Raw genomic sequence first — 22,035 nt, 5'->3', positions numbered from 1 at the left:
CCCCGGCGTGTACTTCCTGCGCCCGCCTGTTTTCTCCGTTAAAGACGACACGGTCGTTGCAACTCCCAAAAATTCTGGGTGTTGCAACGACCGCTAGAACCCGCCCACGAAGGGGACCGGGCCTCGCTTTTAGCAGCCAGGACTAGTGGCTGTGGCCAGCGTGCTCGTCTTCCTGGGCCGGCTTCTCGACAACCAGGGTTTCGGTAGTGAGGACCAGGGCTGCGATGGACGCGGCGTTTTGAAGGGCCGAGCGGGTGACCTTGACGGGGTCGATCACGCCAGCGGCGATCAGGTCCTCGTAGACACCGGACTTGGCGTTGAAGCCGTGGTTGGCTTCAAGCTCGGCAACCTTGGCGACCACGACGTAGCCGTCGAAGCCGGCGTTCTGGGCAATCCAGCGAAGCGGCTGGGTCAAGGCGCGGCGGACGATGCCGACGGCAGCAGCCGCGTCACCTTCCAAGGCCTTGACGGCAGAGTCCTCGTCCAGTGCCTTGAGGGCGTGAATGAGGGCAGAGCCACCGCCGGAAACGATGCCTTCTTCAAGGGCAGCGCGCGTGGAGGAGACTGCGTCCTCGATGCGGTGCTTCTTTTCCTTGAGCTCAACCTCGGTTGCTGCACCGACCTTGATGACGCCGATGCCACCGGCCAGCTTGGCGAGCCGCTCCTGGAGCTTCTCGCGGTCCCAGTCGGAGTCCGTGCGGCTCAGCTCGGCGCGGAGCTGGGCAACCCGTGCCGCGACGTCCTCGGCCGTACCGGCACCGTCAACGATGGTGGTGTTGTCCTTGGTGACGGTGATGCGGCGGGCGGTACCGAGCACCTCGAGGCCGACCTGGTCCAGGGACAGGCCGAGCTCCTGGGAGACAACCTGAGCACCGGTCAGCGTGGCGATGTCCTGCAGCATGGCCTTGCGGCGGTCACCGAAGCCCGGAGCCTTGACGGCGACGACATTCAGGGTGCCACGGATGCGGTTCACGATCAGCGTGGACAGTGCCTCGCCGTCGATGTCCTCAGCGATGATGAAGAGCGGCTTGGCTGCCTGGAGGGCCTTTTCAAGGAGCGGCAGGAATTCCTGCAGCGAAGAGATCTTGCCCTGGTTGATCAGGATGAGCGCGTCTTCCAGGACAGCTTCCTGGCGTTCGGCGTCGGTGACGAAGTACGGAGACAGGTAGCCCTTGTCGAACTGCATGCCCTCGGTGAGGACCAATTCGGTCTGGGTGGTGGAGGACTCTTCGATGGTGATGACACCATCTTTGCCGACCTTGTCGAAAGCCTCGGCCAGCAGTTCGCCGATCTCGTCGCTTTGGGCGGAGATCGCGGCCACGCTGGCAACCTGGGTGCCTTCTACTTCGCTGGCGTTCTCCAGGAGGCGGGCAGCCACGGCCTGGACCGAGACCTCAATGCCACGCTTGATCTCACCAGGGGCGGCGCCGGCGGCAACGTTGCGCAGGCCTTCCTTGACGAGTGCCTGTGCCAGCACAGTTGCCGTGGTGGTGCCGTCGCCTGCGACGTCGTTGGTCTTGGTGGCGACTTCCTTGGCCAACTGTGCACCAAGGTTCTCGTACGGGTCGTCAAGCTCAACTTCACGGGCGATGGTCACGCCATCGTTGGTGATGGTGGGCGCTCCCCACTTCTTGTCCAGGACGACGTTGCGGCCACGCGGGCCAAGGGTGACCTTGACCGTGTTGGCGAGCTTGTCAATGCCTGCTTCGAGCGAGCGACGTGCAGCGTCGTTAAACGCAAGCTGCTTTGCCATGGTTGTGTCCTTTCAAGACGGAAAACCCGCACCGCCGATTCAGTCAGAAAGTCCGACTCGATCTGCGGTGCGGGATCCAGGGAATTACTTAACGACGATCGCCAGAACGTCGCGGGCGGACAGAACGAGGTATTCGTTGCCGCCGATCTTGACTTCGGTTCCGCCGTACTTGGAGTAGATGACGACGTCACCAACGGTTACATCGACGGGTACGCGGTTGCCGTTGTCATCGAAGCGGCCGGGGCCGACTGCAACAACTTCGCCTTCCTGCGGCTTTTCCTGTGCAGTGTCCGGGATAACCAGGCCGGAAGCCGTGGTCTGCTCTGCTTCGAGCGGGCGGACAACAATGCGATCCTCGAGAGGCTTAATGGAGACCGACACTCGGATCTCTCCTTTACGTGAGGTAGTACATGGACTATCAAACCAGGGGTGCCGTGGCGTGCTTACCGTCGTCGCGGTGCCGGTAAGTGCCTGGCGGCATGATTAGCACCCGCCTAGGGAGAGTGCTAATCAAGACTCTATGTAAGCATTAGCACTCGGTCAAGGCGAGTGCCAGAATTCCGTCACGGGTGAACGGGAGAAAGGCCTGCTTCCGGCCCAACAGGCTCCCAGTGTCCGGCGAAATGCGCTCATTGTCCGGCGAGGTCGTCGAAGTCCACGTCCTCGCCGTCGTCGTACTCTTCCTCCGGCGCTGTTCCGCGGTTCAGGTAGAGCACTACGCCGCTGGCGAGCGCGATGACGCCGAACACCACCAGACCCACGATCGCTCCTATGCGGGCGCCGGCGTAGGTGTCCCGGATCTCGCGGGCTTCGTCCGTGGCGTCCTGGACGCTCTTTCCGGTCATGGAGTAGGTGGCCGCATTGAAGGAGTCGAGGAAGAAAATAATGATCAAGAGCGCGATGCAGACAACGGCAATCGAAGCACCCACGATGAGCGCCGGACGGGCATACTTGGACAGATTCCCGGCGAAGGGACGTCTATTGGGAATAGAGGGTGAACCATTAGCGGGAACAGGTGGATAACCATTGGCGTCGTCAGGCTGGCGTACTGGGTTGTCTTGCATGCCATCAACACTATCGGCCCAAGTGATGCTGAATCCCGCTCCGGGCTGTGTGACGGGCGGCCAGTAGGCTAGTTCCCATGGCTGACACACCCCAGGACCACATTGCGCCGCTGCTGACGACGGAGGGTTGGGAATTGCTGGCTTCCTTGGGACCGTACCGGGAAGGCGAAGCGTTCGCCCTCAATGCACGCTTGCGCAAAGACGGCCACTCCCCCGCTCTGGTGGCTGCCGTCCTCACCCAATCCAGGCTCCGAACCCGGGCCGAATCCAAGTTCGGTGAATTCGCCCGGCAGATGCTCTTCACCCAGGCCGGACTGGAACAAGCCACCCGGCTCAATGTGGCAGCACGGCACGCCGAGCGCTTCGCCAAGGCAGGCACGCAGCATGTGGCCGACCTTGGCTGCGGGTTGGGGGCCGATTCCATGGCGCTGGCCTCCATGGATATCAACGTCACTGCCGTGGAGCTGGACGAGACCACCGCGGCCTGCGCCACCATCAACCTCATGCCGTTCCCCCACGCCTCCGTGGTGCACTCTGACGCCACGTCCGTGCCACTCGACGGCTTCGACGGCGTCTGGCTCGATCCGGCGCGCCGTACGACGTCGACGTCGGGCACCAAACGGATCTGGGACCCGGAGGCATTCTCGCCGCCGTTGTCCTTCGTGGAATCGCTGGCTGCTTCCGGCAAGTCGGTCGGTGTCAAGATGGGCCCCGGGATGCCGCACGAATCGGTGCCTGCCGGCTGCGAGGCACAGTGGGTTTCAGTCGGCGGGGACGTCACCGAGGTGACGCTGTGGTTCAACGACGTGGCCCGCCCGGGTATCCGCCGCGCCGCGCTGCTCCTCGGCCCCCGGGGCGCAGCCGAGATCACCAGCGGCGAGGGTTTCGACGCCGGCCCGGTGCCCGACGTCGGGCCGGTGGAGGGATACCTCTACGAGCCCGACGGCGCCGTTATTCGCGCGGGACTGGTCGCTGATGTCGCCCTCCGGCTCGGCGGCCATTTGGTGGACAAGCACATTGCCTACATCTGCGCCCCGGGGCTGGTGGAGACCCCGTTCGCCCGCGCCTACAAAGTCCTGGAGGTCATGCCGCTCAACGTCAAAGGGCTTAAGGCATGGGTGAAGGCCAACGGAATCGGCGTCCTGGACATCAAGAAGCGAGGCATCTCCGTCACTCCCGAGGAACTACGGAAGCAATTGCTTCCGGTAGGAAAAGGCTCGGCGAAAGCCCACGGCGACAAGACAGCAACTCTGGTGTTGACCAGGATCGGTGAAGAACGGGTGGCTGTTGTGGTGGAGCCGGTGGCTGCTGCCTGAGGTGGCCCTACTGGGCGCGCGTGAACTCCTCGGCAGCCGCCACTTGTTCCGGCGTCGGAGTTATTCCCGTGTAGAGGACGAATTGTTCGAGGGCCTGGATGGTGGCTACCTCGGCGCCGCTGATCACGGCTTTGCCTGCGGCACGCCCGGCCTTGATGAGCGGCGTCTCTGCCGGAAGGGCGACGACGTCGAACACCACGCGCGCGGCTGCTACCGCCTCCTCGGGGAAGGACAGCGAGCCGGACTCGGGTCCGCCGGCCATGCCGATCGGGGTGACGTTGACGATCACGTCCGCCGTGGAATCTCGTAGCACGGCTTCAGAATCCGGTTGCCAAGCGAAGCCGTAGAGCCCCGCGAGGGATTGCCCGAGCTTTTCGTTCCGGGCAACGACCGTGACGCGCGAGAATCCGGCGTCACGGAACGCAGCCGCGGTGGCCTTGGCCATGCCGCCTGAGCCGCGGAGCAGCACGGACGACGCCGGATCGATGGCGTTGCGCTCGATCAGCTGGGCGATGGCCGTGTAGTCGGTGTTGTAGGCCGTCAGTACGCCGGCATCGTTGACGATCGTATTGACCGAGTCGATGGCGGCCGCCGAAGCGTCCATGCGGTCCACGAGGGGGATGACTTCTTCCTTGTACGGCATGGAGACGGCGCAGCCTCGGATGCCAAGGCCGCGCACGCCGGCGATCGCGTTCGCCAAGTCAGTGGGCGCGAAAGCCTTGTAGATCCAGTTCAGGCCGAGCGCCTCGTAAAGGAAGTTGTGGAAACGCGTTCCGTTGTTGCTGGGCCGGGCAGAGAGAGAAATACAGAGCGTCATGTCTTTGTTGAGGATCGGCATAACGGAGCTTCCTTCGCGTCGCGGGGTTCTCTGCCCAGCCTAGACGGGAAGCTATCCTTGGCGCGCCTTGAAGCGCGGATTCAGTTTGTTGATGACAAACGTGCGTCCGCGGCGACGGACCACCTGCGCGCCCGGGATCTTCTTGAGGGCATGTAGCGAATTCCTGACTTTCATGGGTTTCTCCTTTTGGGGTTTGTGATTGTCGATTCGAGTCCAAACGGGTCGTCAAGTCCAGCGAAGTCGAGCTGCATCTCCGCTTCGCTCAAGGCACATCCGTCCAGCAGCGCCCGGATTTCGGAAGCGTCGACGTCGTCTCCCCGCCCCGTTACGGCCAACACCGTGCCGCGATCGCCGAAGCTGGGGTGCCAGTCGAGGGCGGTCTCGGCGTCGCCGCGGCGAGCACCGGAGTCCGCGAGCCACTCCCCCGTGCTTTCGAGCCAGACGCGCGGCCCGATTCCCTGCACAGCGATCCGCACTTTGGCTGCCGACGCAATCCAGAGGCGGCCCCGCATCCAGTGGCAGCCCTCCGCCAGCTTGGGAAGTGCCTCCTGGAAGCGCCGGGGGTGAAGGGGGCGCTCGACTTTGTGCAGCACCGTCCGGAAGCTGCCTGTTTCCTCCTCGAGGGGGACCCTCACGGAACCGCGGCGGACCCGGGCAAGGGCTTCCGCGCCGTCGTAGCAGCCTGGCCGGAAGTCGTCGTCGTGGGCGGGAACCGCAGCGTGTGGCGCAAGTTGCCCGAGAAGGTCCAACCCTTGGGCCCAGGCTTTGCTCGACTCGGGACGCGATTGGGTGAGCTCCGCGCCGAGACCCGCATGCACCATGACGGTGTCCACCAGGCCCAATTCGCCGATGAGAAACTCCCCACTGGTGCGGTCGTCCTCCGGCATGGCCGTGAAGCCGGATTCGTACAGCGTGTGTTTGTCCCAGATATGGTCTTCCAATCCTGAAGGATCGATCGCCACCACTGCGTTGTCAATGATCGCGTCCCCTTCAAGGCTGCGCTTGAGTTCGGTCACCGCCATCTCCACGGAAACACCCGGCGGAAGGCCCAGCACGGCGTGGTCATGGCCGGACGCTGCCAAACGCTCCGCCGTCGGGACCACGTCCAGGCGGATGGTGCAGCTAAGGCAGCCATGCTCCAAGAGGGTTTGTACCTGCTCCACGATCTCGCCATTGCGGAAGACCCGCCGCAGAACGATGCCGCCATGCAGGAGATCGTGCAGGACCACCGCCGAATCACGGTGCGTCCGGCCAAGTTTCACCGCGGCTGCTTCGCGGCACTGACTGTCGAGGGAACTAACAACGGAAAAATGCATGCCGACAGTCTAGATGCAAATCACTCTCATTCGCAAAAGCCGGCGATTTCGTCCTCTTTCCGGTCAGGCCGTACGGTATCCCCCCTGCATTAGACTTGACCCAACCGCTGACGGCCCCACAGCGGGCGTTACACAGAGCGCTCATGGCATATCACCGAGGGGACCTACGTGCAGATTGATTTCGCTCCATCCAGGCAGTCGACACTGGGGGTGGAATGGGAGCTCGCGCTCGTCAACGCACGAACCGGCGAGTTGGTCTCGGTCGCGAATGAAGTCCTGCGCGGCGTGGCGTCCCGGCATCCGGACCTGAACGAAGACGACGAACATCCGCACATCAAACGCGAACTGCTCTTGAATACCGTGGAACTGGTCACCGGCGTGTGCGAAACCGTCAAGGAGGCCAAGGAAGACCTGGCCCGATCTCTGCAGGCGGTCAGGGAAGTTACCGACCCCATGGGCGTAGAGCTGTTTTGTGCCGGAAGCCACCCTTTCAGCCCGCCGCAGCTTCAGCAGGTGACCGACAAAGAGCGTTATGCCAAATTGATCGACCGCACTCAATGGTGGGGGCGCCAAATGGTCATCTACGGCGTCCACGTCCATGTCGGCCTGGACCGGAGGGACAAGGCACTCCCCATCCTCGATGGGCTGGTCAACTACTTCCCCCACTTCCAGGCGTTGTCCGCTTCGAGCCCCTTCTGGGGCGGCGAAGACACAGGCTATGCATCACAGCGCGCCCTCATGTTCCAGCAGCTGCCTACGGCCGGTTTGCCCTTCCAATTTCGCAGCTGGGCTGAATACGAGTCCTACGTCCAGGACATGTTCACCACCGGGGTGATCGACACGCTGTCCGAAATTCGCTGGGATATCCGTCCCGTGCCGAATCTGGGCACCATCGAGATGCGCATTTGCGACGGTTTGGCCAGCCTCGAAGAAGTCGGTGCCATCGCGGCCCTGACCCAATGCCTCGTGGACGAGTTCTCCACCATCCTGGACAACGGCGGCAGCATTCCCACGATGCCGCCATGGCATGTCCAGGAAAATAAATGGCGCGCCGCCCGCTATGGCATGGAAGCGATCATCATTCTCGATGCCGAAGGCAACGAGCAGCTAGTCACGGACCACCTGAAGGAGACGCTGGTGCGGCTGGCTCCTGTCGCGAAAAAGCTTGGGTGTTCGGCCGAACTGGCCGACGTCGAAAAGATCATTGCGCGGGGAGCCGGCTACCAACGCCAGCGCCGCGTCGCTGCCCAGCACGACGGCGATCTTCAGGCCGTGGTGCTTGATCTGGTGCAGCAAATGCGGGCCCTTCCGAACCCATAGCCTCCGGTCGGGTTCCCGGCTAAACCGAAACTGTGGTCACCGGCAGGGAAGAGTCCGGGGCGAAAGAGATGCCGCTGGGTTCGACTCCCGCCATGATGAGCTGTGATCCCAGGGCCGCGACCATGGCGCCATTGTCGGTGCACAGGGCCAAGGGCGGCACGTGCAGGGTGATTCCCGCCGAGCTGCAGCGCTGTCCTGTCAGCTCACGAAGGCGGGAGTTGGCGGCCACTCCGCCACCCAAGAGAAGATCCGTGATGCCGTTTTCCTTGCAAGCCAACACCGCCTTGGACGTAATGACGTCCACCACCGCCTCCTGGAATGCTGCAGCGATGTCAGCCACGGGGACGTCCTCACCGCGCGCTTCAAACTGCTCCACGCAGCGCGCGACGGCGGTCTTGAGGCCGCTGAACGACCAATCGTAGCGATGGGGCCCCGGCTGTTCGACGCTTCCCATGTACTTGGGTTGCGTCAAGCCGCGAGGGAAGCGAATCGCCTTGACATTGCCTTGCTTGGCAAGTTTGTCGATGGCCGGTCCGCCAGGGTAGCCCAAGCCCAGGAGCCTCGCCACTTTGTCATAGGCTTCCCCCGCGGCGTCGTCAATCGTGGAGCCGAGCATCTCGACGTCGTCGGTGATGCTGCGGATGCGGAGGATTTCCGTGTGTCCGCCTGAGACCAGCAACGCACCGAGATCTTCCGGCAGCCGGCCGCCCGCACCGAGACCGCTCGCGTTGAGATCAGCAGTGCCGGGACCGCTAGTGCCTTCTGCGCGTCCGTCAAGCAGGCCGACGCCGACGTGCGCCACCAAGTGGTTGATCGCATAGAGGGGCTTGTCCGTGGCAACAGAGAGGGCCTTGGCCGCGCAGACTCCCACCATGAGCGCGCCGGCCAGCCCTGGCCCGGAGGTCACGGCAATCGCGTCGATGTCCTCCAGCGTCACCCGTGCCTCGTGCAAGGCCTGCTGCAACGTTGGAACAAAAGCGTCCAGGTGCGCTCGGGAAGCGATCTCCGGAATGACGCCACCGAAACGGACATGCTCATCCATCGAGGACGACACTGTGTTGCTCAGCAAGGTGGTGCCTCGGACAATCCCGACCCCGGTTTCGTCGCAGGAGGACTCGATCCCCAGCACGAGTGGCCCGGTACCGCCGGTCTGGAGAGTGCCGGAGTTGTTCACGTCGCTGGCCTGGTTCACGCAGGGTTTCCTTCAGTCAATGGCAGCCTCATGATGAGGGCGTCGGTGCCGTCTCGGTAGTACCTGGGCCGGACATGGATTTGTTCGAAGCCGAACCGCACGTACAGGGCTTGGGCGCGGGGATTGTCCGCTCGGACTTCCAGGAGCACGTCCGCCGCGCCGCGCCGTCGGGCTTCGGCGATAAGTTCGGTGAGGATGGCGGAGCCAATTCCCTTGCCTTCGAATTCGGGCACGACGGCGATCGTCTGGACATCCGCGATCGGCTCTATGCACATGAGCCCGGCGTAGGCCACAATCTGTCCACCGGCTTCGGCCACCACATAGCGGCGGGTATCGACCTGGGCGAGTTCGTCGAAGAACATTTGCACCGGCCAAGCGTCCACCGGGAAGAGGCGACGTTCGAGGGCCTCGACGGCGGTGACATCCTCGGCGGTCATGTCCCGCAAGGTCACGCCGTCGAGCGTAAAACTATTCGACATGTTCACAGTGCACGCTTCCTGGGGCCGGGTACTTGCGCGTCGGATTCCCGCAGGTACAGCGGAGTGGAGTCCGGCAGTTCAACCCCGGCTATCAGGAGTGCCATCGCGAACTTGCCCAGGGAAGCAGCATCGGGTTGGGTGGTGCTGAATTCCTTGTTCGCGTTGACGACGTCCGCGTAGATGCCGGCGCCGGCCCCGAACACGGGGAGATCGGGCAGCTCCGAGGCGAAGCCCACATGCGGGCCGTCCTCGAGCTGCGGAAGCTTGCCTTCGCTGAGCGTGTAGCGCGCCCAGTAGACCTCCTTGCGACGGGCATCCGTCGCCACGAGGAATTCGGCTTGCGCCTCGGTGGACTCGGCCACTTCCAAGGCAATCGCGTCAAGGCTCATGAGCCCGAAAAGGGGTTTGTTCCAAGCGAACGCCAAAGTGCGGGCGGTGGCAATCCCCGAACGAAGCCCCGTGAACGGCCCGGGGCCGACGCCGGTGACAATAAGGTCGATGTCCGCTCCGCGCACACCGGCATCATCCAGGAGTTTCTCGATGCCGGGCGCCAGGACTTCAGCGTGGCTGCGGGTGTCTTCGGTAGCGAAGGACTCCACCACGCGCTCCATGGCATCGTCCGAGACGAGTGCGGCGCTCGCCACGGCCGAGGTATCAATGGCCAGGATCAGCATCAGGCGTTCTCTTCCAGTATTGCGGGGACGGCGTTCCAGCGCGGGCCAAAGCCGCGGAAAACAATGGTGCGTGGTTCGTCGTCGTCCTCGGGGTCGAAGTCCAGCACGGCGCCCGGGACTGCTTCCGCACTGGCTACCGCCGAATCCGTGCCGCCTACGGTTCGGTGCAGTTCGATGTCCAGGCGGCTGTCCGAAAGGTGTTCCACGCGCTCGCGTCCCCATTCGACCACCGTCACGGAGTTGTCCATGGTGTTCTCGAGGTCGATGTCGTCGATCTCGGCGGCAGAGGCCAGGCGGTAGGCATCGACGTGGACCAGGTCGGGACCGCCAGGACGCAGACCATCCGGGAGGTTGGGATGGATGCGCACCAGGACAAAGGTAGGTGAGATAACTCCGGCACGGACTCCCAAGCCTTCCCCGAGTCCCTGGGTGAACGTGGTCTTTCCGGCGCCGAGTTCGCCCGTCAGAACCAGCAGGTCTCCTGGCTCAAGGACCCCGGCCAAGGCCGAGCCCAAAGCGTGCGTCGCCTCCGCCGTCGTGACACCGACGGTGCGTACCCACAAGGCCTCGCTCATCGGGCATCTGCTTCCGGCGTCTCGTTGACGTAAATGCGCGGCACCCGGGGGCTGATACGGGTGACAATTTCGTAGTTGTTGGTGCCCGCGGCGGCTGCCCAGTCGTCCGCCGTCGGACCGCCGTCGGCGCCATCGCCGAACATGACGGCTTCAGCCCCCAGCAAGCTGGGTTCGTCAGCCCCCACAATCCCGAAGTCAATGACCATCTGGTCCATGGCAATCCGCCCCACCACGGGATAGTTGACCCCGTTGACGCGTACGGGTCCGCCTGTCGCGATGCGCGGGACGCCGTCGGCATAACCGAGCGGGATGAGGCCCAGGGTGCTCTCGCCGGAAGTCCGGTAGTTGAGTCCGTAGGACACGCCCTGTCCCTCGGGTACCCGTTTGCAGTTGGACACAAGGGTGCGTACCGTCATGGCGGGCCGGAGGCCCAGTTCGGCGGAGCTTTGTCCTTCGAAAGGTGACAGCCCGTAGAGTCCGAGCCCCACGCGGACAAGGTCGAAATGTGCATCAGGGCGGGACAGCGTGGCCGGCGTGTTCGCGAGGTGCCGCACTTCGGTGTCCACCCCTGCGTCCTCCGCCACGGCAATCGCTTCCCGGAAGACTGCCAATTGTTCATCGGTTTCGGGCCGGTGGGGTTCATCCGCCACGGCCAAGTGCGAGAAGATGCCCACCACGCGCAGGAGTCCCTCGTCCTGGTATTCCATGGCCTGGCCCACCAATTGGTCCCATTGGGTGATGGTGGAGCCGTTGCGGCCCAGGCCGGTGTCCACTTTCAGGTGGATCCGGGCGGGACGTTCCTGCTCGCGTGCAGCGGCGACCACGGCGTCCAGCTCCCAGCCGGAAATCCCGACGTCGACGCCGGCGGCAACTGCCGCTTGGAAGTTGCTTTCGGTGGTGTGCAACCAAGCAAGCATCGGAGCGTCAATTCCGGCTGCGCGCAATACAAGAGCCTCTGAAATGTGCGCGACGCCGAGCCATCGGGCGCCGGCGCCAAGGGCCGCGCGCGCCACCTGAATCGCGCCGTGTCCGTAGGCATCCGCCTTGACCACCGCCATCACGCTGGCAGGCGAAGCGACAGCCACGAACTGACGCACGTTGTGCCGGACGGCGTCCAAGTCGATGACGGCTGATCGTTCAAGAACCGTTGCCGAAGCAGATTTCGTCGTGGGCTCGAACCTGGCAGCTGCTTCGTAAGTCACCCTCACGATTCTAGTGCCGCGATGACGTGCTGTTTGACTGGGGGGCGGTGCCGTGGCCGGCATTCCACCGCTCAGACGTCGGAGTTGTGGGCAATAGTGGCTGTCGCCCGGCGCTGCGCGGCGGGCGGGACGTCCCGCACAATGTCCTTGAGGAAAGCGAACCTTTTGAGCCACTGGCTGGACTGCCGCTCCGGCCGGGCGTTGGCCCGCTTCCACCAATCCGCGATGTCACCCCAACCGGGCGCAGCCAGGGAGCCCCCCACTTGCTGCACCGCGAGCGAGGCACAAAGGTTGGCAAAACGGAGCCGATCTCCCAAAGGCCACGCGGCGAGGCAGCCCACAACAAACGCCGCGCCGAAACAATCGCCCGCGCCCGTGGGGTCATACGCGGTGACAGGAAGGGACGGTACCCATTCCTCCTCCCCGGTTTCAGAATCGACGGCCATGGCGCCTTGTGCCCCGAGGGTTACGACGGCCACGGGAACACGATCGGCGAGCGCATAAAGCGCGGACCACGGATTGTCCATGCCCGTAAAGGCCATCGCCTCCCGCTGGTTCGGCATGAAAGCGTGAAAATTGCCGAGCTGGTCCAGCCGTCTCGACGACCATTCTCCCGAAGGATCCCATCCGGAGTCGCCAAAGAGCTTGACCCCGGCCTTCTTCGCCGCCAGCATCCACGGCTCTGGCTCCTCGCCAAGATCGGCGACGGCGGCGAGCGCCTTAGGAGGCTCGCCAATCAGTTCCGATGCGCTCATCGGCGCAGGGTGTCCGTGGGTGACCATGGAACGATCGTGATCGACACAGAAGGAAACGGTAACCGGGGAATGCCAGCCCTCGAACCGCCTGGACAGGGAGAGATCCACATGCTCCTGGCTCTCCAGGATCCGCCAGTTGAAGTCTCCATACCCGTCATCACCAAAGGCTGCCGCCAAGCTGGTCCGCAGTCCAAGCCGGGCGGCGGCGATGGCTTGGTTGGCCACGCCGCCAGGGCATGTACCCATGCCTTGGCTCCACACCTCGGTACCCGGTTCCGGACTGCGGTCCAACCCGGTAAAGATGATGTCTTGGAACACGGTGCCAGCCAGCAGGAGATCACAGCCCGAATCGTCTCCTGTGCCCGTCGCATCCCCGCGGAGGGCGGCGAGGGGATCGAATCCGGACCTGGGCGTTGCGTCCATGCACGGCAGACTACGCCGCAGCCACCCGCGTGCATAGCCTTCGGGTTTGCGGTGGTGCCGCAGGGCACTGCATACCTTCCTAGAGCTCCTGGTACATGACGTGCAGCCCCACGTAGCCCAGGGCCGGATGGTGGAAGGCTCCGGGAATGGTTGCCAGAATACGGAAGCCCATGGACTGCCACAGGCCCACCGCACGGACGTTGCTTTCGACAACAGCGTTGAACTGCATTGCCTTGAACCCGGCGTCCCGCGCGGCAGCCAGAGAATATGCGCAGAGCGCCCGCGCAAGTCCCTGCCCGCCATGATCGGCGTGGACCATGTAGCCGGCGTTGGCCACATGGCTTCCCCCGCCGCCCTGGTTGGGGTGCAGTTCCCCGGTACCCAGCACTTCGCCGTCGCGCACTGCAACAAAGGTCTGGCCGGGCGCTTCCTTGAACCATTTGCTGCGTGCGGCTTCCTCGGACGTGCCGCGGTCCCAGGTGAAGGTCTCGCCTGCTCGGATCACAGGTTCAAGGACGGCCCACATCCCCGGCCAGTCGCTTTCCCGTGCTGGCCGGATCTCGTAGGCGGCAGGTGGCGTTGCTGCTTCGATGTTTGATTGGCTCACGCTCGCTACGGTAGCAGCGATTCACATAGCGTTGGCCGGCTGCGCCGCCACTCGTCTCAGGAGTAGTGTTTTCGCTGAGACGCCGGGGAAGTTGCGCCGTGCGGGCTGCTGAATTGATTGTTGAATGCGTTGGATACAGGAGGTAAGCCGTGTCGTTAATCCGTCGCGTGGCGTTCCTGTCCCTCCACACCTCTCCCATGGAACAGCCGGGTTCGGGCGATGCCGGGGGAATGAACGTTTACGTCCGGGAGCTGGCCATGGCACTGGCAGAGCTCGGCGTAGAAGTGGAAATCTTCACGCGGTCAACCTCCGCCGAACAACCCGCCGTCGAACATCCCGGCCCGGGCGTATGCGTCCACAACGTCCTGGCGGGCCCGGCCCGGAAGCTGCCCAAGGAGGAACTTCCCGGACTCCTCCACGCCATGGTTGCCGAAATCGAGAGGATCCGGCAGCGTCAACCGCATGGCCGTTACGACGCCATCCATTCGCACTATTGGGTATCGGGTGTGGCCGGACTGGAGCTTTCCGCACTGTGGGACGTGCCCCTGGTCCACACGATGCACACCATGGCGAAGGTCAAGAACCTGGTGCTCGAATCCGGAGAGCGGCCCGAACCGCGGCTGCGTGAAGACGGCGAACAGCGGATCGTGGATGGAGCCGCCCGGCTCGTGGCCAACACTCCCGCCGAGGCCCAGGAGCTTGTCTCGCATTACGACGCCGATTTTGACCGCATCGACGTCGCTCCCCCCGGCGTCAACCTCGCGGTGTTCACTCCAGCGTTCCGTGCACGGTCGCGCGCCGAACTCGGAGTGCGACCGGACAGCTTCCATCTTCTCTTCGCCGGACGCATCCAACGGCTCAAGGGTCCGCAGGTCTTCATTGAAGCTGCCGGCGTCCTTCGGCGGCGGCGGCCCGACATCGATCTGGAACTGACCATTCTGGGCGCTTTGAGTGGTTCCAAGGACTTCGATCTGCAGTCCTTCATTACGGCCGCCGGGCTCGACGACGTTTTGACACACCGTGCGCCGGTCAAGGCGCCCAAGCTGGCAGGCTGGTTCCGTTCTGCCGACGTCGTAGTGATGCCGTCCTTCAGCGAATCCTTCGGGCTGGTTGCCCTTGAGGCCCAGGCCTGCGGTACTCCGGTGGTCGCTACCAACGTGGGCGGGCTGTCCCGGGCCGTGGCCGACGGGCGGACCGGTATTTTGGTTGACGGTCACAATCCCTCGCGCTGGGCCGACGCCATCGAAGCCCTGTACGACGATTCCCGTACCCGCGAAGACATGGGCCGCGCCGCCGCCGTGCACGCGGAAGCCTTCGGCTGGCAAAGGACGGCAACCATCGCGCTGGAGAGCTACCACGCGGCCATCGGTGCCGTCCTCGTCCGTCCGAGCTAAACCCTCGCTCACCAATACGCCCCCTCCCGACGACCCTCACTCACCAATACGCCCACGGCTGATAGATTGTCGCGCACAGTGTTACGCACGGAGTTGAGGACAAGGATGCCTGAAAACAAGATCTTGAGCGACCTTGAAATTGCCCATAGTGCCGCCATACGTCCTATCGAGGAGATCGCCGAGCGTGCCGGGATCAACGCCGATGCCCTGGAACTATACGGTCGGTACAAGGCGAAAATCGATCCTGCCAAGCTCCGCTTCACGGACGCCGAGCGCGTCGGCAAGATAGTCCTCGTCTCGGCCATGTCCCCGACACCGGCGGGTGAGGGAAAGTCCACCACCACGGTAGGCCTCGCGGATTCTTTGGCCCGGGCAGGTCACCGGGTGATGATCGCGCTGCGCGAACCGTCCCTTGGACCCATCCTGGGCATGAAGGGAGGCGCCACGGGCGGCGGGTATTCCCAGGTTCTCCCCATGGACGAGATCAATCTTCATTTCACAGGCGACTTCCACGCGATCACCTCAGCCAACAATGCCCTGATGGCCCTCGTGGACAATCACATCTTCCAAGGCAACGAACTCAACATTGATCCCCGCCGCATGACGTTCAAACGGGTTCTTGATATGAACGACCGGTCCTTACGGGAGGTCATCATCGGCTTGGGCGGCCCTGCTCAAGGCGTTCCGCGGCAGGACGGTTTCGATATCACCGTGGCATCCGAGATCATGGCTGTCTTCTGCCTTGCCGCGGACTTGGACGACCTCCGCGAGCGCCTTGGCCGCATCACTTTCGGATACAGCTACGAGCGAGTGCCGGTCACTGTGGCCGATCTCGGGGTTCAAGGTGCCCTGACCATGCTGCTGAAGGACGCCATCAAACCGAACCTCGTGCAGACAATCGCAGGAACCCCCGCCTTGGTGCACGGCGGCCCCTTCGCCAACATCGCGCACGGCTGCAACTCGCTTATCGCCACCCGAACGGCCCAGCAGCTTGCAGACATTGTGGTCACGGAAGCCGGGTTCGGCGCTGATCTTGGTGCCGAAAAGTACATGGACATCAAATCGCGCATCGCTGATGTGGCGCCCTCCGCCGTCGTAGTGGTGGCAACTATCAGGGCGCTCAAGATGCAGGGCGGCGTCCCGAAGGAGCTCCTCAAGGACCCAAACGTGGAGGCTCTCGCCGCTGGCGTCGAGAACCTGAGGCGGCATGTGCACAATATTGAGAAATTCGGTGTCACTCCGGTCGTTGCGATCAACAAGTTCGCCACTGACACGCCGGAGGAGCTCGAATGGCTCCTTGCCTGGTGCGCCCAGGAGGGAGTACAGGCCGCGGTCGCCGACGTCTGGGGCCGGGGCGGAGGGGGCGACGGCGGCGACGAGCTCGCGGCGAAGGTCGCAGCCGTGGTGGCGGCAGCGACGCCGTCGGACTTCCGGCACTTGTATCCCCTAAGCCTCTCTGTCGAAGACAAGATCCGCACGATTGTGCAGGAAATTTATGGTGCCGACGGCGTCGAGTTCTCGGTCCCCGCCCTCAGGCGCCTCGCGGACATCCGGAAAAACGGCTGGGGCGGGATGCCTGTTTGCATGGCCAAGACGCAATATTCATTCACCGACGATGCCTCCCAGCTGGGAGCCCCCAAGGGCTTCACGGTGCATGTGCGCGAGCTCATTCCCAAAACCGGTGCGGGATTCATCGTCGCGTTGACAGGTGCCGTCATGACCATGCCAGGGTTGCCCAAGGAGCCGGCCGCGATGCGCATGGATGTCGATGAGCACGGCAATCCGGTGGGCCTCTTCTGACCCTCGCTCACGTATCGCCCCCATCCTAGGAACGCTCGCTCACGTATGGCCCATCAGAGCGCCTTGTCGAGCGAGCAGCACCTGGCCTGTGGATAACTCCTGCAGGCACCAGCCGATTCGGGTAACAATGCGGGTATGCAAAAACAGTTCGACCTTCCTGCTGACTTGCTATCAGGACCGTTCACACTCGAGCAAGCCCAAGCACAAGGGGTCCCGCGTGCACTCTTGCTTCGCGCCGACGTCGAACGCGTCAGCCGTGGGCTCTACCGTCCGGCAGGCTGGGACTTCGATCTCGAGTCAGCGGCGCGTGCCTTGTCTGCGGCGACGCCGGGCGCCTGGATTTCCCATGTGACAGCAGCACGCCTTCGCTGCTCGTGTCTTCCGCCCTGGCTGTCAGACTCGAGCGAGCTGCACCTCAGCAAGCCGCGATCATTGCCCGGAGTCCGCCGTAAAGGCGTGGTCGGGCATACCGTGATCGCGGCCGAGGACGAGGTCGAAACCGTTGATGGAATACGGATCAGCACCCGATCGCGCACGTGGTTGGACATGGCTAAGCTGCTTCCTTTGAACTACCTCGTCTGTATGGGCGACGAGCTGATCCGCGTTCCGCGGCAGGCCTTCGAAGGGCGGGACACTCCGTTCGCGACCCTTGGAGGCCTACGCGCCTTGGTGGGGCGGCATCCGAATTTGCAAGGCGTCGTGCGCGCCCGCGAGGCGCTGGATCTGATGCGGGTTGGGGCGGACTCCGCGCCAGAGTCCCTGCTTCGCCTGGCAATGCTGGACGCGGGAATCCCCGAACCGGAACTTCAACTCAGGTTGCGGGACAGCGACCCGCTCTCGCCGTCGGCGGATCTGGGATTCCGCCAACGGCGCCTCGCCATCCAGTACGACGGCGGCCATCACCTTGCGGATGCCCAGTCACTGAGCGATCGACGCCGGGACAAAGCGTTCGAATCAGCTGGATGGACTGTTCTTGTGTTCCTAAAAGACGATTTAGCAGATGGTTTCGATCTGGCAACCAAGAAGATCAAGAAGGCACTGCGATCAGCGTGGGTGGATCCCGCCGTCGCATCCGGCTTCGCAGACGCGGTGTAGTGAGCGAGCGTCCGTCGAAAACCCACCAAAAATGAGCGAGCGTCGGCTCGACGTGCCGCTGCAACGGGAGCGCTTAAACGACGGACGCTCACTCACATATAAGTGAGTGAGCGTCCGTCAAAAACGCCGCATAAGTGAGCGAGCGTCCGGGAGGATGGTTAGCGCTCGACGTCTCCGCGGATGAAGGCTTCGACCTTTTCGCGGGCGAGATCGTCGTTGAACTGCTCCGGCGGAGACTTCATGAAGTAGCTGGACGCGGACAGCAGCGGGCCGCCGATGCCACGGTCCAGGCCGATCTTGGCGGCGCGGATGGCATCGATGATGACACCTGCGGAGTTCGGGGAGTCCCAGACCTCAAGCTTGTACTCAAGCGAAACCGGGGCATCGCCGAAGTTGCGGCCTTCAAGACGGACGAACGCCCACTTGCGGTCATCGAGCCACGCAACATAATCGGACGGCCCGATGTGGACATCGTCTGCGTGGAGCTTGGCTTCGACGTTGGAGGTCACGGCCCGGGTCTTGGAGATCTTCTTGGACTCCAGGCGGTCGCGCTCCAGCATATTCTTGAAGTCCATGTTGCCGCCGACGTTCAGCTGGTACGTGCGGTCCAATGTGACGCCACGGTCTTCGAAGAGCTTGGCCATGACGCGGTGCGTGATGGTGGCGCCGATCTGGCTCTTGATGTCGTCACCGACGATCGGCACGCCGGCCGCCGTGAACTTGTCGGCCCATTCCTTGGTACCCGCAATGAAGACCGGCAACGCGTTGACGAAAGCCACACCGGCGTCGATGGCGCACTGCGCGTAGAAGTGCGCGGCTTCCTCGGAGCCAACCGGCAAGTAGCAGACCATGACGTCGGCCTTGGCCTCGCGCAGCGCGGCCACGATGTCCACAGTCTCCTCCGGGGCCTCGACAATGGTCTCGCGGTAGTACTTGCCCAGGCCGTCCAAGGTGTGGCCACGCTGGACTTTCACCCCGAGCTCGGGGACATCGGCGATCTTGATGGTGTTGTTTTCACTCGCGCCAATGGCGTCTGCGAGATCCAGGCCGACCTTCTTGCTATCGACATCGAAAGCAGCGACGAACTGGACATCGTTGACGTGGTACTTGCCGAACTCGACGTGCATCAGACCTGGGATCGTGGCCTGGGGGTCGGCATCGCGATAGTAGTGGACACCTTGGACCAGCGAAGCGGCGCAGTTACCTACACCGACAATGGCGACACGAATCGGATGTGAAGACACGGAACTCCTTTGAGAACTAACCTCAGGTGCCTGGCGCGTCAGTACATGAGTGTATGACGGCGACTTAAAGGCACAGCGCCATTCGGCGCTCTTTGCATTGTAACCAACACGCACGGGGCCGTCTTTGTTCCCAGCCGACCCCGCACTTGTGTTAAGTTTCCGAATCTACTTCTGCGCCCACAGATTGATGTCGGATTCGACGGCGAACTCGTCAATGGCGGTCAGTTCCTCTGATGAGAAGTCGAGGTTGTTGATGGCGGACAGCGTGTCCTCCAGCTGCGCGACACTTGACGCACCCACCAAGGCCGAGGTCACGGATGAGCCCTTGGGCTGTTCGCGCAGGATCCAGGCGATAGCCATCTGCGCGAGGGTCTGCCCGCGTCCTTCGGCGATCGCGTTCAATCCCCGTACCCGGTCCAGCTTTTCCTCGCTGAGCGCCGATTCGGACAGGAACCGTTCCTTGGCCGCTCGCGAATCTGCCGGGATGCCGTTCAAGTACCGGTCGCTCAGCATCCCCTGCGCCAGCGGGGAGAAAGCGATGGATCCGGCACCCACCTGGTCAAGAGTTTCGTAGAGGTTCGGCGAGCCATTCTCGGTCCAGCGGTTGAGCATGGAATAGCTGGGCTGGTGGATGAGCAGCGGCGTGCCCATCTCCTTGAGGATCCGGGCGGCTTCGAGAGTCTGTTCCGGAGTATAGGAGGAGATACCCGCGTACAGCGCCTTACCGGAACGGACGGCGTAGTCCAGTGCGCCCATGGTTTCTTCAAGGGGTGTTTCAGGATCCGGCCTGTGGCTGTAGAAGATGTCCACGTAGTCCAGGCCCATGCGTTGCAGAGACTGGTCCAGGCTGGAAAGGAGGTACTTACGGGAGCCCCATTCCCCGTAGGGGCCGGGCCACATGTAGTAACCGGCCTTGGTGGAAATGACGAGTTCATCGCGGTATGGCTTGAAGTCGTCCTTCAGGTGGCGTCCGAAGTTCGTTTCGGCAGAACCGTCCGGCGGACCATAGTTGTTGGCGAGGTCGAAGTGATTCACCCCAAGGTCGAAAGCACGGCGCAGGATGGCACGCTGCTCCTCGAATCGCTTGTCGTCACCGAAGTTGTGCCACAGTCCCAACGAAATGGCGGGAAGTTTGAGACCGCTTCGTCCGACGCGACGGTAGGGCATGGTTTCATAGCGGTTTTCCGCAGCCGAATAAGTCATACGCACTATCCTGCCACCAGCTCCCGTGCGGGAAGGCGTACGACGGCGGCGCTCTCCGCCGGGATCGTCAGCGTTCCGTTCCCGACGTCGGCCGAAGGGTCCGTGGCGAGCAAGAGTTCGCCGTCGATCGCCTTCGTCACGGCTCGGTCCCCGAAGTTGCATGCGACCCTCACGGCGCCCCGGCTGAGAACCAGCCAGTGGTCCTCTTCGCTGAAGTCAACGTGGGTGTCGGTGAATCCGCCGCCGGCGAGCTCCGGCGTCGAGCGCCTGAGGTTCGCCAAGGCACGGTAAAGCTCCAACAGCCGGGCGTGATCGCCGTCGTGGACTTCCTCCCACTTGAGCTTCGAACGCGTGAAGGTCTCCGGGTCCTGGGGGTTGGGCACCAAGGCCGGGTCCCAACCCATCCGTTCGAATTCCTTGAGGCGGCCGTTCGCAGTAGCTTCAGCCAGCCATTCTTCGGGATGCGAGGTGAAGAACTGCCAGGGCGTGGAAGCGCCGAACTCTTCGCCCATGAACAACATCGGGGTGAACGGAGAGGTCATGGTCAACACGGCGGCCAGTGCCAGCCTGCCGTAGGACAGGCTTGCGCTGAGGCGGTCACCCGCGGCACGGTTACCGATTTGATCGTGGTTCTGACTGCACACCACGAGCGCCGCAGGATGCGCCAGGCCTGTGCGAATGGGCCGGCCATGATGCCTGCCGCGGAAGCTCGAGTAGCTGCCATCGTGGAAATATCCGTGTTCAAGGACTTTGGCCAAGGCCGCCAAAGAATCAAAATCGGCGTAATAGCCGGCGGTCTCACCGGTGAGGTTCACGTGGACGGCGTGGTGGAAGTCGTCGCTCCACTGCCCCTCCAGGCCGTAACCGTTGGTGTCCCTGCGGTAGATAAGGCGCGGATTATTGAGGTCTGATTCAGCGATCAAGGTCTTGGGGATGCCGGTTTCGGCTTCGATGCCGTCCGCAAGGCCGGCAAGGTCCTCCAGGATATGGACGGCCCTTTCGTCACGGAGGGCGTGCACGGCGTCCAGGCGCAGCCCGTCCACGTGGAGATCGTTCAACCACATGGCGGCATTGTCCAGAATGTATTGGCGGACTTCGTCCGAGCCGGGGCCGTCCAGATTCACCGAATCGCCCCAGCTGTTGCCTTCACCGGATTTTAGGTAGGGGCCGAACTTGGGCAGGTAGTTTCCGCTGGGCCCAAGATGGTTGTAGACCACGTCCTGGATGACGCCGAGTCCGGCACCATGCGCGGCATCAACAAACCGCTGATAAGCCTCCGGTCCCCCGTAGGCTTCGTGGACGGCGAACCACAGGACGCCGTCGTAGCCCCAGTTGTGGTCGCCATTGAAGGCGTTGACGGGCAGGAGTTCCACGAAGTCGATTCCCAGCTCAGCCAGGTAATCGAGCTTTTCGGCTGCCGCGTCCAAGGTGCCCGCCGGTGTGAATGTTCCCAGGTGAAGCTCGTAGATGACGGCGCCGCCAAGCCCGCGCCCGGCCCATTCCGCGTCGTTCCAGGCGTAGGACGAGGCGTCGAACGTACGGGACAAGCCATGGACGCTGTTTGGCTGTCTCTGCGATCTCGGATCGGGAAAGGGCCCCTTTCCGTCAACCAGATAACCGTAGTCAGTCCCGCCCTCCCTGGCTACGTCCGCCGTCCACCAGCCAGTGACGCCGTCGTCAAGCGATCTCATTTCGTGGTGCTGGCCCGCTGCGAGCAGAGTGACGGACTCTGCAAACGGGGCCCACACCTCGAATCCTTTCCGCGTGCTGCTCGTCTCAGGCATG

21 protein-coding genes are annotated in these 22,035 nt (G+C 63.3%); 5 read left to right on the top strand and 16 right to left on the bottom strand.

Annotated elements, in window-relative coordinates; translation table 11 throughout:
* Positions 1 to 142 precede the first annotated feature (142 nt).
* From groL to ABD884_RS03665, 3 genes are all read right to left on the bottom strand, one after another.
* Positions 143 to 1,753, bottom strand: coding sequence for a chaperonin GroEL (gene groL / locus ABD884_RS03675; RefSeq protein ID WP_345036706.1), 1,611 nt, complete (start codon positions 1,751 to 1,753; stop codon positions 143 to 145).
* 84 nt (positions 1,754 to 1,837) lie between these two features.
* Complete coding sequence (groES, locus tag ABD884_RS03670; protein ID WP_345036698.1) at positions 1,838 to 2,134, bottom strand: co-chaperone GroES; 297 nt, start codon at positions 2,132 to 2,134, stop codon at positions 1,838 to 1,840.
* Positions 2,135 to 2,382: 248 nt separating this feature from the next.
* Entirely contained in the window at positions 2,383 to 2,817 is a 435-nt protein-coding gene (locus ABD884_RS03665; RefSeq protein WP_345036689.1) for a hypothetical protein, read from the bottom strand.
* A 77-nt stretch (positions 2,818 to 2,894) separates the two neighbouring features.
* On the opposite strand from ABD884_RS03665, the gene ABD884_RS03660 reads away from it, so the two are divergent.
* Positions 2,895 to 4,133: a THUMP-like domain-containing protein gene (locus tag ABD884_RS03660; RefSeq protein ID WP_345036684.1), complete on the top strand. Its 1,239-nt coding sequence runs from the start codon at positions 2,895 to 2,897 to the stop codon at positions 4,131 to 4,133.
* A gap of 7 nt (positions 4,134 to 4,140) precedes the next feature.
* Here ABD884_RS03660 and ABD884_RS03655 read toward each other — a convergent pair whose 3' ends face one another.
* The 3 genes from ABD884_RS03655 to ABD884_RS03645 are packed head-to-tail and all read right to left on the bottom strand — an operon-like array spanning position 4,141 to position 6,287.
* On the bottom strand, positions 4,141 to 4,971 hold the full coding sequence (locus tag ABD884_RS03655) for a shikimate 5-dehydrogenase (RefSeq protein ID WP_345036676.1): 831 nt from the start codon (positions 4,969 to 4,971) through the stop codon (positions 4,141 to 4,143).
* Between the two features lie 51 nt (positions 4,972 to 5,022).
* Positions 5,023 to 5,145: a type B 50S ribosomal protein L36 gene (gene ykgO, locus ABD884_RS03650; RefSeq protein ID WP_028265045.1), complete on the bottom strand. Its 123-nt coding sequence runs from the start codon at positions 5,143 to 5,145 to the stop codon at positions 5,023 to 5,025.
* Entirely contained in the window at positions 5,142 to 6,287 is a 1,146-nt protein-coding gene (locus ABD884_RS03645) for a GTP-binding protein (RefSeq protein WP_345036655.1), read from the bottom strand. Before ABD884_RS03645 ends, ykgO begins: the two co-directional genes overlap by 4 nt.
* Before the next feature lie 168 nt (positions 6,288 to 6,455).
* Between ABD884_RS03645 and ABD884_RS03640 the strand changes: the two genes are divergently transcribed.
* The gene (locus ABD884_RS03640) at positions 6,456 to 7,607 is read left to right on the top strand and encodes a glutamate--cysteine ligase (protein ID WP_345036649.1); all 1,152 of its coding nucleotides are present in this window, start codon (positions 6,456 to 6,458) and stop codon (positions 7,605 to 7,607) included.
* A 19-nt stretch (positions 7,608 to 7,626) separates the two neighbouring features.
* Here ABD884_RS03640 and tsaD read toward each other — a convergent pair whose 3' ends face one another.
* The 7 genes from tsaD to ABD884_RS03605 all read right to left on the bottom strand — a co-directional run bounded on the left by tsaD (position 7,627) and on the right by ABD884_RS03605 (position 13,514).
* The gene (gene tsaD, locus ABD884_RS03635; RefSeq protein WP_345054499.1) at positions 7,627 to 8,736 is read right to left on the bottom strand and encodes a tRNA (adenosine(37)-N6)-threonylcarbamoyltransferase complex transferase subunit TsaD; all 1,110 of its coding nucleotides are present in this window, start codon (positions 8,734 to 8,736) and stop codon (positions 7,627 to 7,629) included.
* A gap of 59 nt (positions 8,737 to 8,795) precedes the next feature.
* Positions 8,796 to 9,278 (bottom strand): ribosomal protein S18-alanine N-acetyltransferase, encoded by a 483-nt coding sequence (gene rimI / locus ABD884_RS03630; RefSeq protein WP_035741258.1) that lies wholly within the window; start codon positions 9,276 to 9,278, stop codon positions 8,796 to 8,798.
* A gap of 2 nt (positions 9,279 to 9,280) precedes the next feature.
* Entirely contained in the window at positions 9,281 to 9,952 is a 672-nt protein-coding gene (tsaB, locus tag ABD884_RS03625) for a tRNA (adenosine(37)-N6)-threonylcarbamoyltransferase complex dimerization subunit type 1 TsaB (protein ID WP_345036630.1), read from the bottom strand.
* Positions 9,952 to 10,527: a tRNA (adenosine(37)-N6)-threonylcarbamoyltransferase complex ATPase subunit type 1 TsaE gene (gene tsaE, locus ABD884_RS03620; protein ID WP_345036622.1), complete on the bottom strand. Its 576-nt coding sequence runs from the start codon at positions 10,525 to 10,527 to the stop codon at positions 9,952 to 9,954. Before tsaE ends, tsaB begins: the two co-directional genes overlap by 1 nt.
* Complete coding sequence (gene alr, locus ABD884_RS03615) at positions 10,524 to 11,729, bottom strand: alanine racemase (protein ID WP_345036607.1); 1,206 nt, start codon at positions 11,727 to 11,729, stop codon at positions 10,524 to 10,526. The genes tsaE and alr overlap by 4 nt, the downstream gene beginning before the upstream one ends.
* 71 nt (positions 11,730 to 11,800) lie before the next feature.
* Positions 11,801 to 12,907, bottom strand: a complete 1,107-nt coding sequence (locus ABD884_RS03610) for a carbohydrate kinase family protein (RefSeq protein ID WP_345036599.1) — start codon at positions 12,905 to 12,907, stop codon at positions 11,801 to 11,803.
* Positions 12,908 to 12,986: 79 nt separating this feature from the next.
* Positions 12,987 to 13,514 carry a GNAT family N-acetyltransferase gene (locus ABD884_RS03605; RefSeq protein WP_376955438.1) on the bottom strand — a complete coding sequence of 176 codons (528 nt, stop codon included), beginning with the start codon at positions 13,512 to 13,514 and terminating at the stop codon, positions 12,987 to 12,989.
* Positions 13,515 to 13,663: 149 nt separating this feature from the next.
* Here ABD884_RS03605 and mshA point away from each other — a divergent pair, with 149 nt between their 5' ends.
* The 3 genes from mshA to ABD884_RS03590 all read left to right on the top strand — a co-directional run bounded on the left by mshA (position 13,664) and on the right by ABD884_RS03590 (position 17,803).
* On the top strand, positions 13,664 to 14,908 hold the full coding sequence (gene mshA / locus ABD884_RS03600) for a D-inositol-3-phosphate glycosyltransferase (RefSeq protein WP_345036592.1): 1,245 nt from the start codon (positions 13,664 to 13,666) through the stop codon (positions 14,906 to 14,908).
* 105 nt (positions 14,909 to 15,013) lie between these two features.
* The gene (locus tag ABD884_RS03595) at positions 15,014 to 16,708 is read left to right on the top strand and encodes a formate--tetrahydrofolate ligase (RefSeq protein ID WP_345036585.1); all 1,695 of its coding nucleotides are present in this window, start codon (positions 15,014 to 15,016) and stop codon (positions 16,706 to 16,708) included.
* Positions 16,709 to 16,843: 135 nt separating this feature from the next.
* On the top strand, positions 16,844 to 17,803 hold the full coding sequence (locus ABD884_RS03590) for a DUF559 domain-containing protein (protein WP_345036574.1): 960 nt from the start codon (positions 16,844 to 16,846) through the stop codon (positions 17,801 to 17,803).
* Positions 17,804 to 17,961: 158 nt separating this feature from the next.
* Here ABD884_RS03590 and ABD884_RS03585 read toward each other — a convergent pair whose 3' ends face one another.
* From ABD884_RS03585 to treZ, 3 genes are all read right to left on the bottom strand, one after another.
* Positions 17,962 to 19,047 (bottom strand): inositol-3-phosphate synthase, encoded by a 1,086-nt coding sequence (locus ABD884_RS03585; protein ID WP_028265058.1) that lies wholly within the window; start codon positions 19,045 to 19,047, stop codon positions 17,962 to 17,964.
* 165 nt (positions 19,048 to 19,212) lie between these two features.
* Positions 19,213 to 20,250: an L-glyceraldehyde 3-phosphate reductase gene (gene mgrA / locus ABD884_RS03580; RefSeq protein WP_345036557.1), complete on the bottom strand. Its 1,038-nt coding sequence runs from the start codon at positions 20,248 to 20,250 to the stop codon at positions 19,213 to 19,215.
* 5 nt (positions 20,251 to 20,255) lie between these two features.
* Positions 20,256 to 22,034, bottom strand: a complete 1,779-nt coding sequence (gene treZ, locus ABD884_RS03575; RefSeq protein ID WP_345036549.1) for a malto-oligosyltrehalose trehalohydrolase — start codon at positions 22,032 to 22,034, stop codon at positions 20,256 to 20,258.
* Between the last annotated feature and the right edge of the window lies 1 nt (position 22,035).

Origin of the sequence: Arthrobacter methylotrophus (genome assembly GCF_039539965.1) — a bacterium.
GTDB lineage: Bacteria > Actinomycetota > Actinomycetes > Actinomycetales > Micrococcaceae > Arthrobacter > Arthrobacter methylotrophus.
The sequence above is the reverse complement of the archived record's forward strand: the minus strand, read 5'-3'. Positions and strand labels throughout refer to the sequence as shown.

Bases quoted from the DNA above. Each gene is read 5' to 3' on its own strand.
- mgrA (WP_345036557.1), bottom strand. From the start codon at position 20,250: ATGACTTATTCGGCTGCGGAAAACCGCTATGAAACCATGCCCTACCGT.
- ykgO (WP_028265045.1), bottom strand. From the start codon at position 5,145: ATGAAAGTCAGGAATTCGCTACATGCCCTCAAGAAGATCCCGGGCGCG.
- ABD884_RS03610 (WP_345036599.1), bottom strand. From the start codon at position 12,907: ATGGACGCAACGCCCAGGTCCGGATTCGATCCCCTCGCCGCCCTCCGC.
- ABD884_RS03645 (WP_345036655.1), bottom strand. From the start codon at position 6,287: ATGCATTTTTCCGTTGTTAGTTCCCTCGACAGTCAGTGCCGCGAAGCA.
- ABD884_RS03655 (WP_345036676.1), bottom strand. From the start codon at position 4,971: ATGCCGATCCTCAACAAAGACATGACGCTCTGTATTTCTCTCTCTGCC.
- rimI (WP_035741258.1), bottom strand. From the start codon at position 9,278: ATGTCGAATAGTTTTACGCTCGACGGCGTGACCTTGCGGGACATGACC.
- tsaB (WP_345036630.1), bottom strand. From the start codon at position 9,952: ATGCTGATCCTGGCCATTGATACCTCGGCCGTGGCGAGCGCCGCACTC.
- ABD884_RS03590 (WP_345036574.1), top strand. From the start codon at position 16,844: ATGCAAAAACAGTTCGACCTTCCTGCTGACTTGCTATCAGGACCGTTC.
- ABD884_RS03665 (WP_345036689.1), bottom strand. From the start codon at position 2,817: ATGCAAGACAACCCAGTACGCCAGCCTGACGACGCCAATGGTTATCCA.
- ABD884_RS03595 (WP_345036585.1), top strand. From the start codon at position 15,014: ATGCCTGAAAACAAGATCTTGAGCGACCTTGAAATTGCCCATAGTGCC.
- groL (WP_345036706.1), bottom strand. From the start codon at position 1,753: ATGGCAAAGCAGCTTGCGTTTAACGACGCTGCACGTCGCTCGCTCGAA.
- ABD884_RS03660 (WP_345036684.1), top strand. From the start codon at position 2,895: ATGGCTGACACACCCCAGGACCACATTGCGCCGCTGCTGACGACGGAG.
- treZ (WP_345036549.1), bottom strand. From the start codon at position 22,034: ATGCCTGAGACGAGCAGCACGCGGAAAGGATTCGAGGTGTGGGCCCCG.
- tsaE (WP_345036622.1), bottom strand. From the start codon at position 10,527: ATGAGCGAGGCCTTGTGGGTACGCACCGTCGGTGTCACGACGGCGGAG.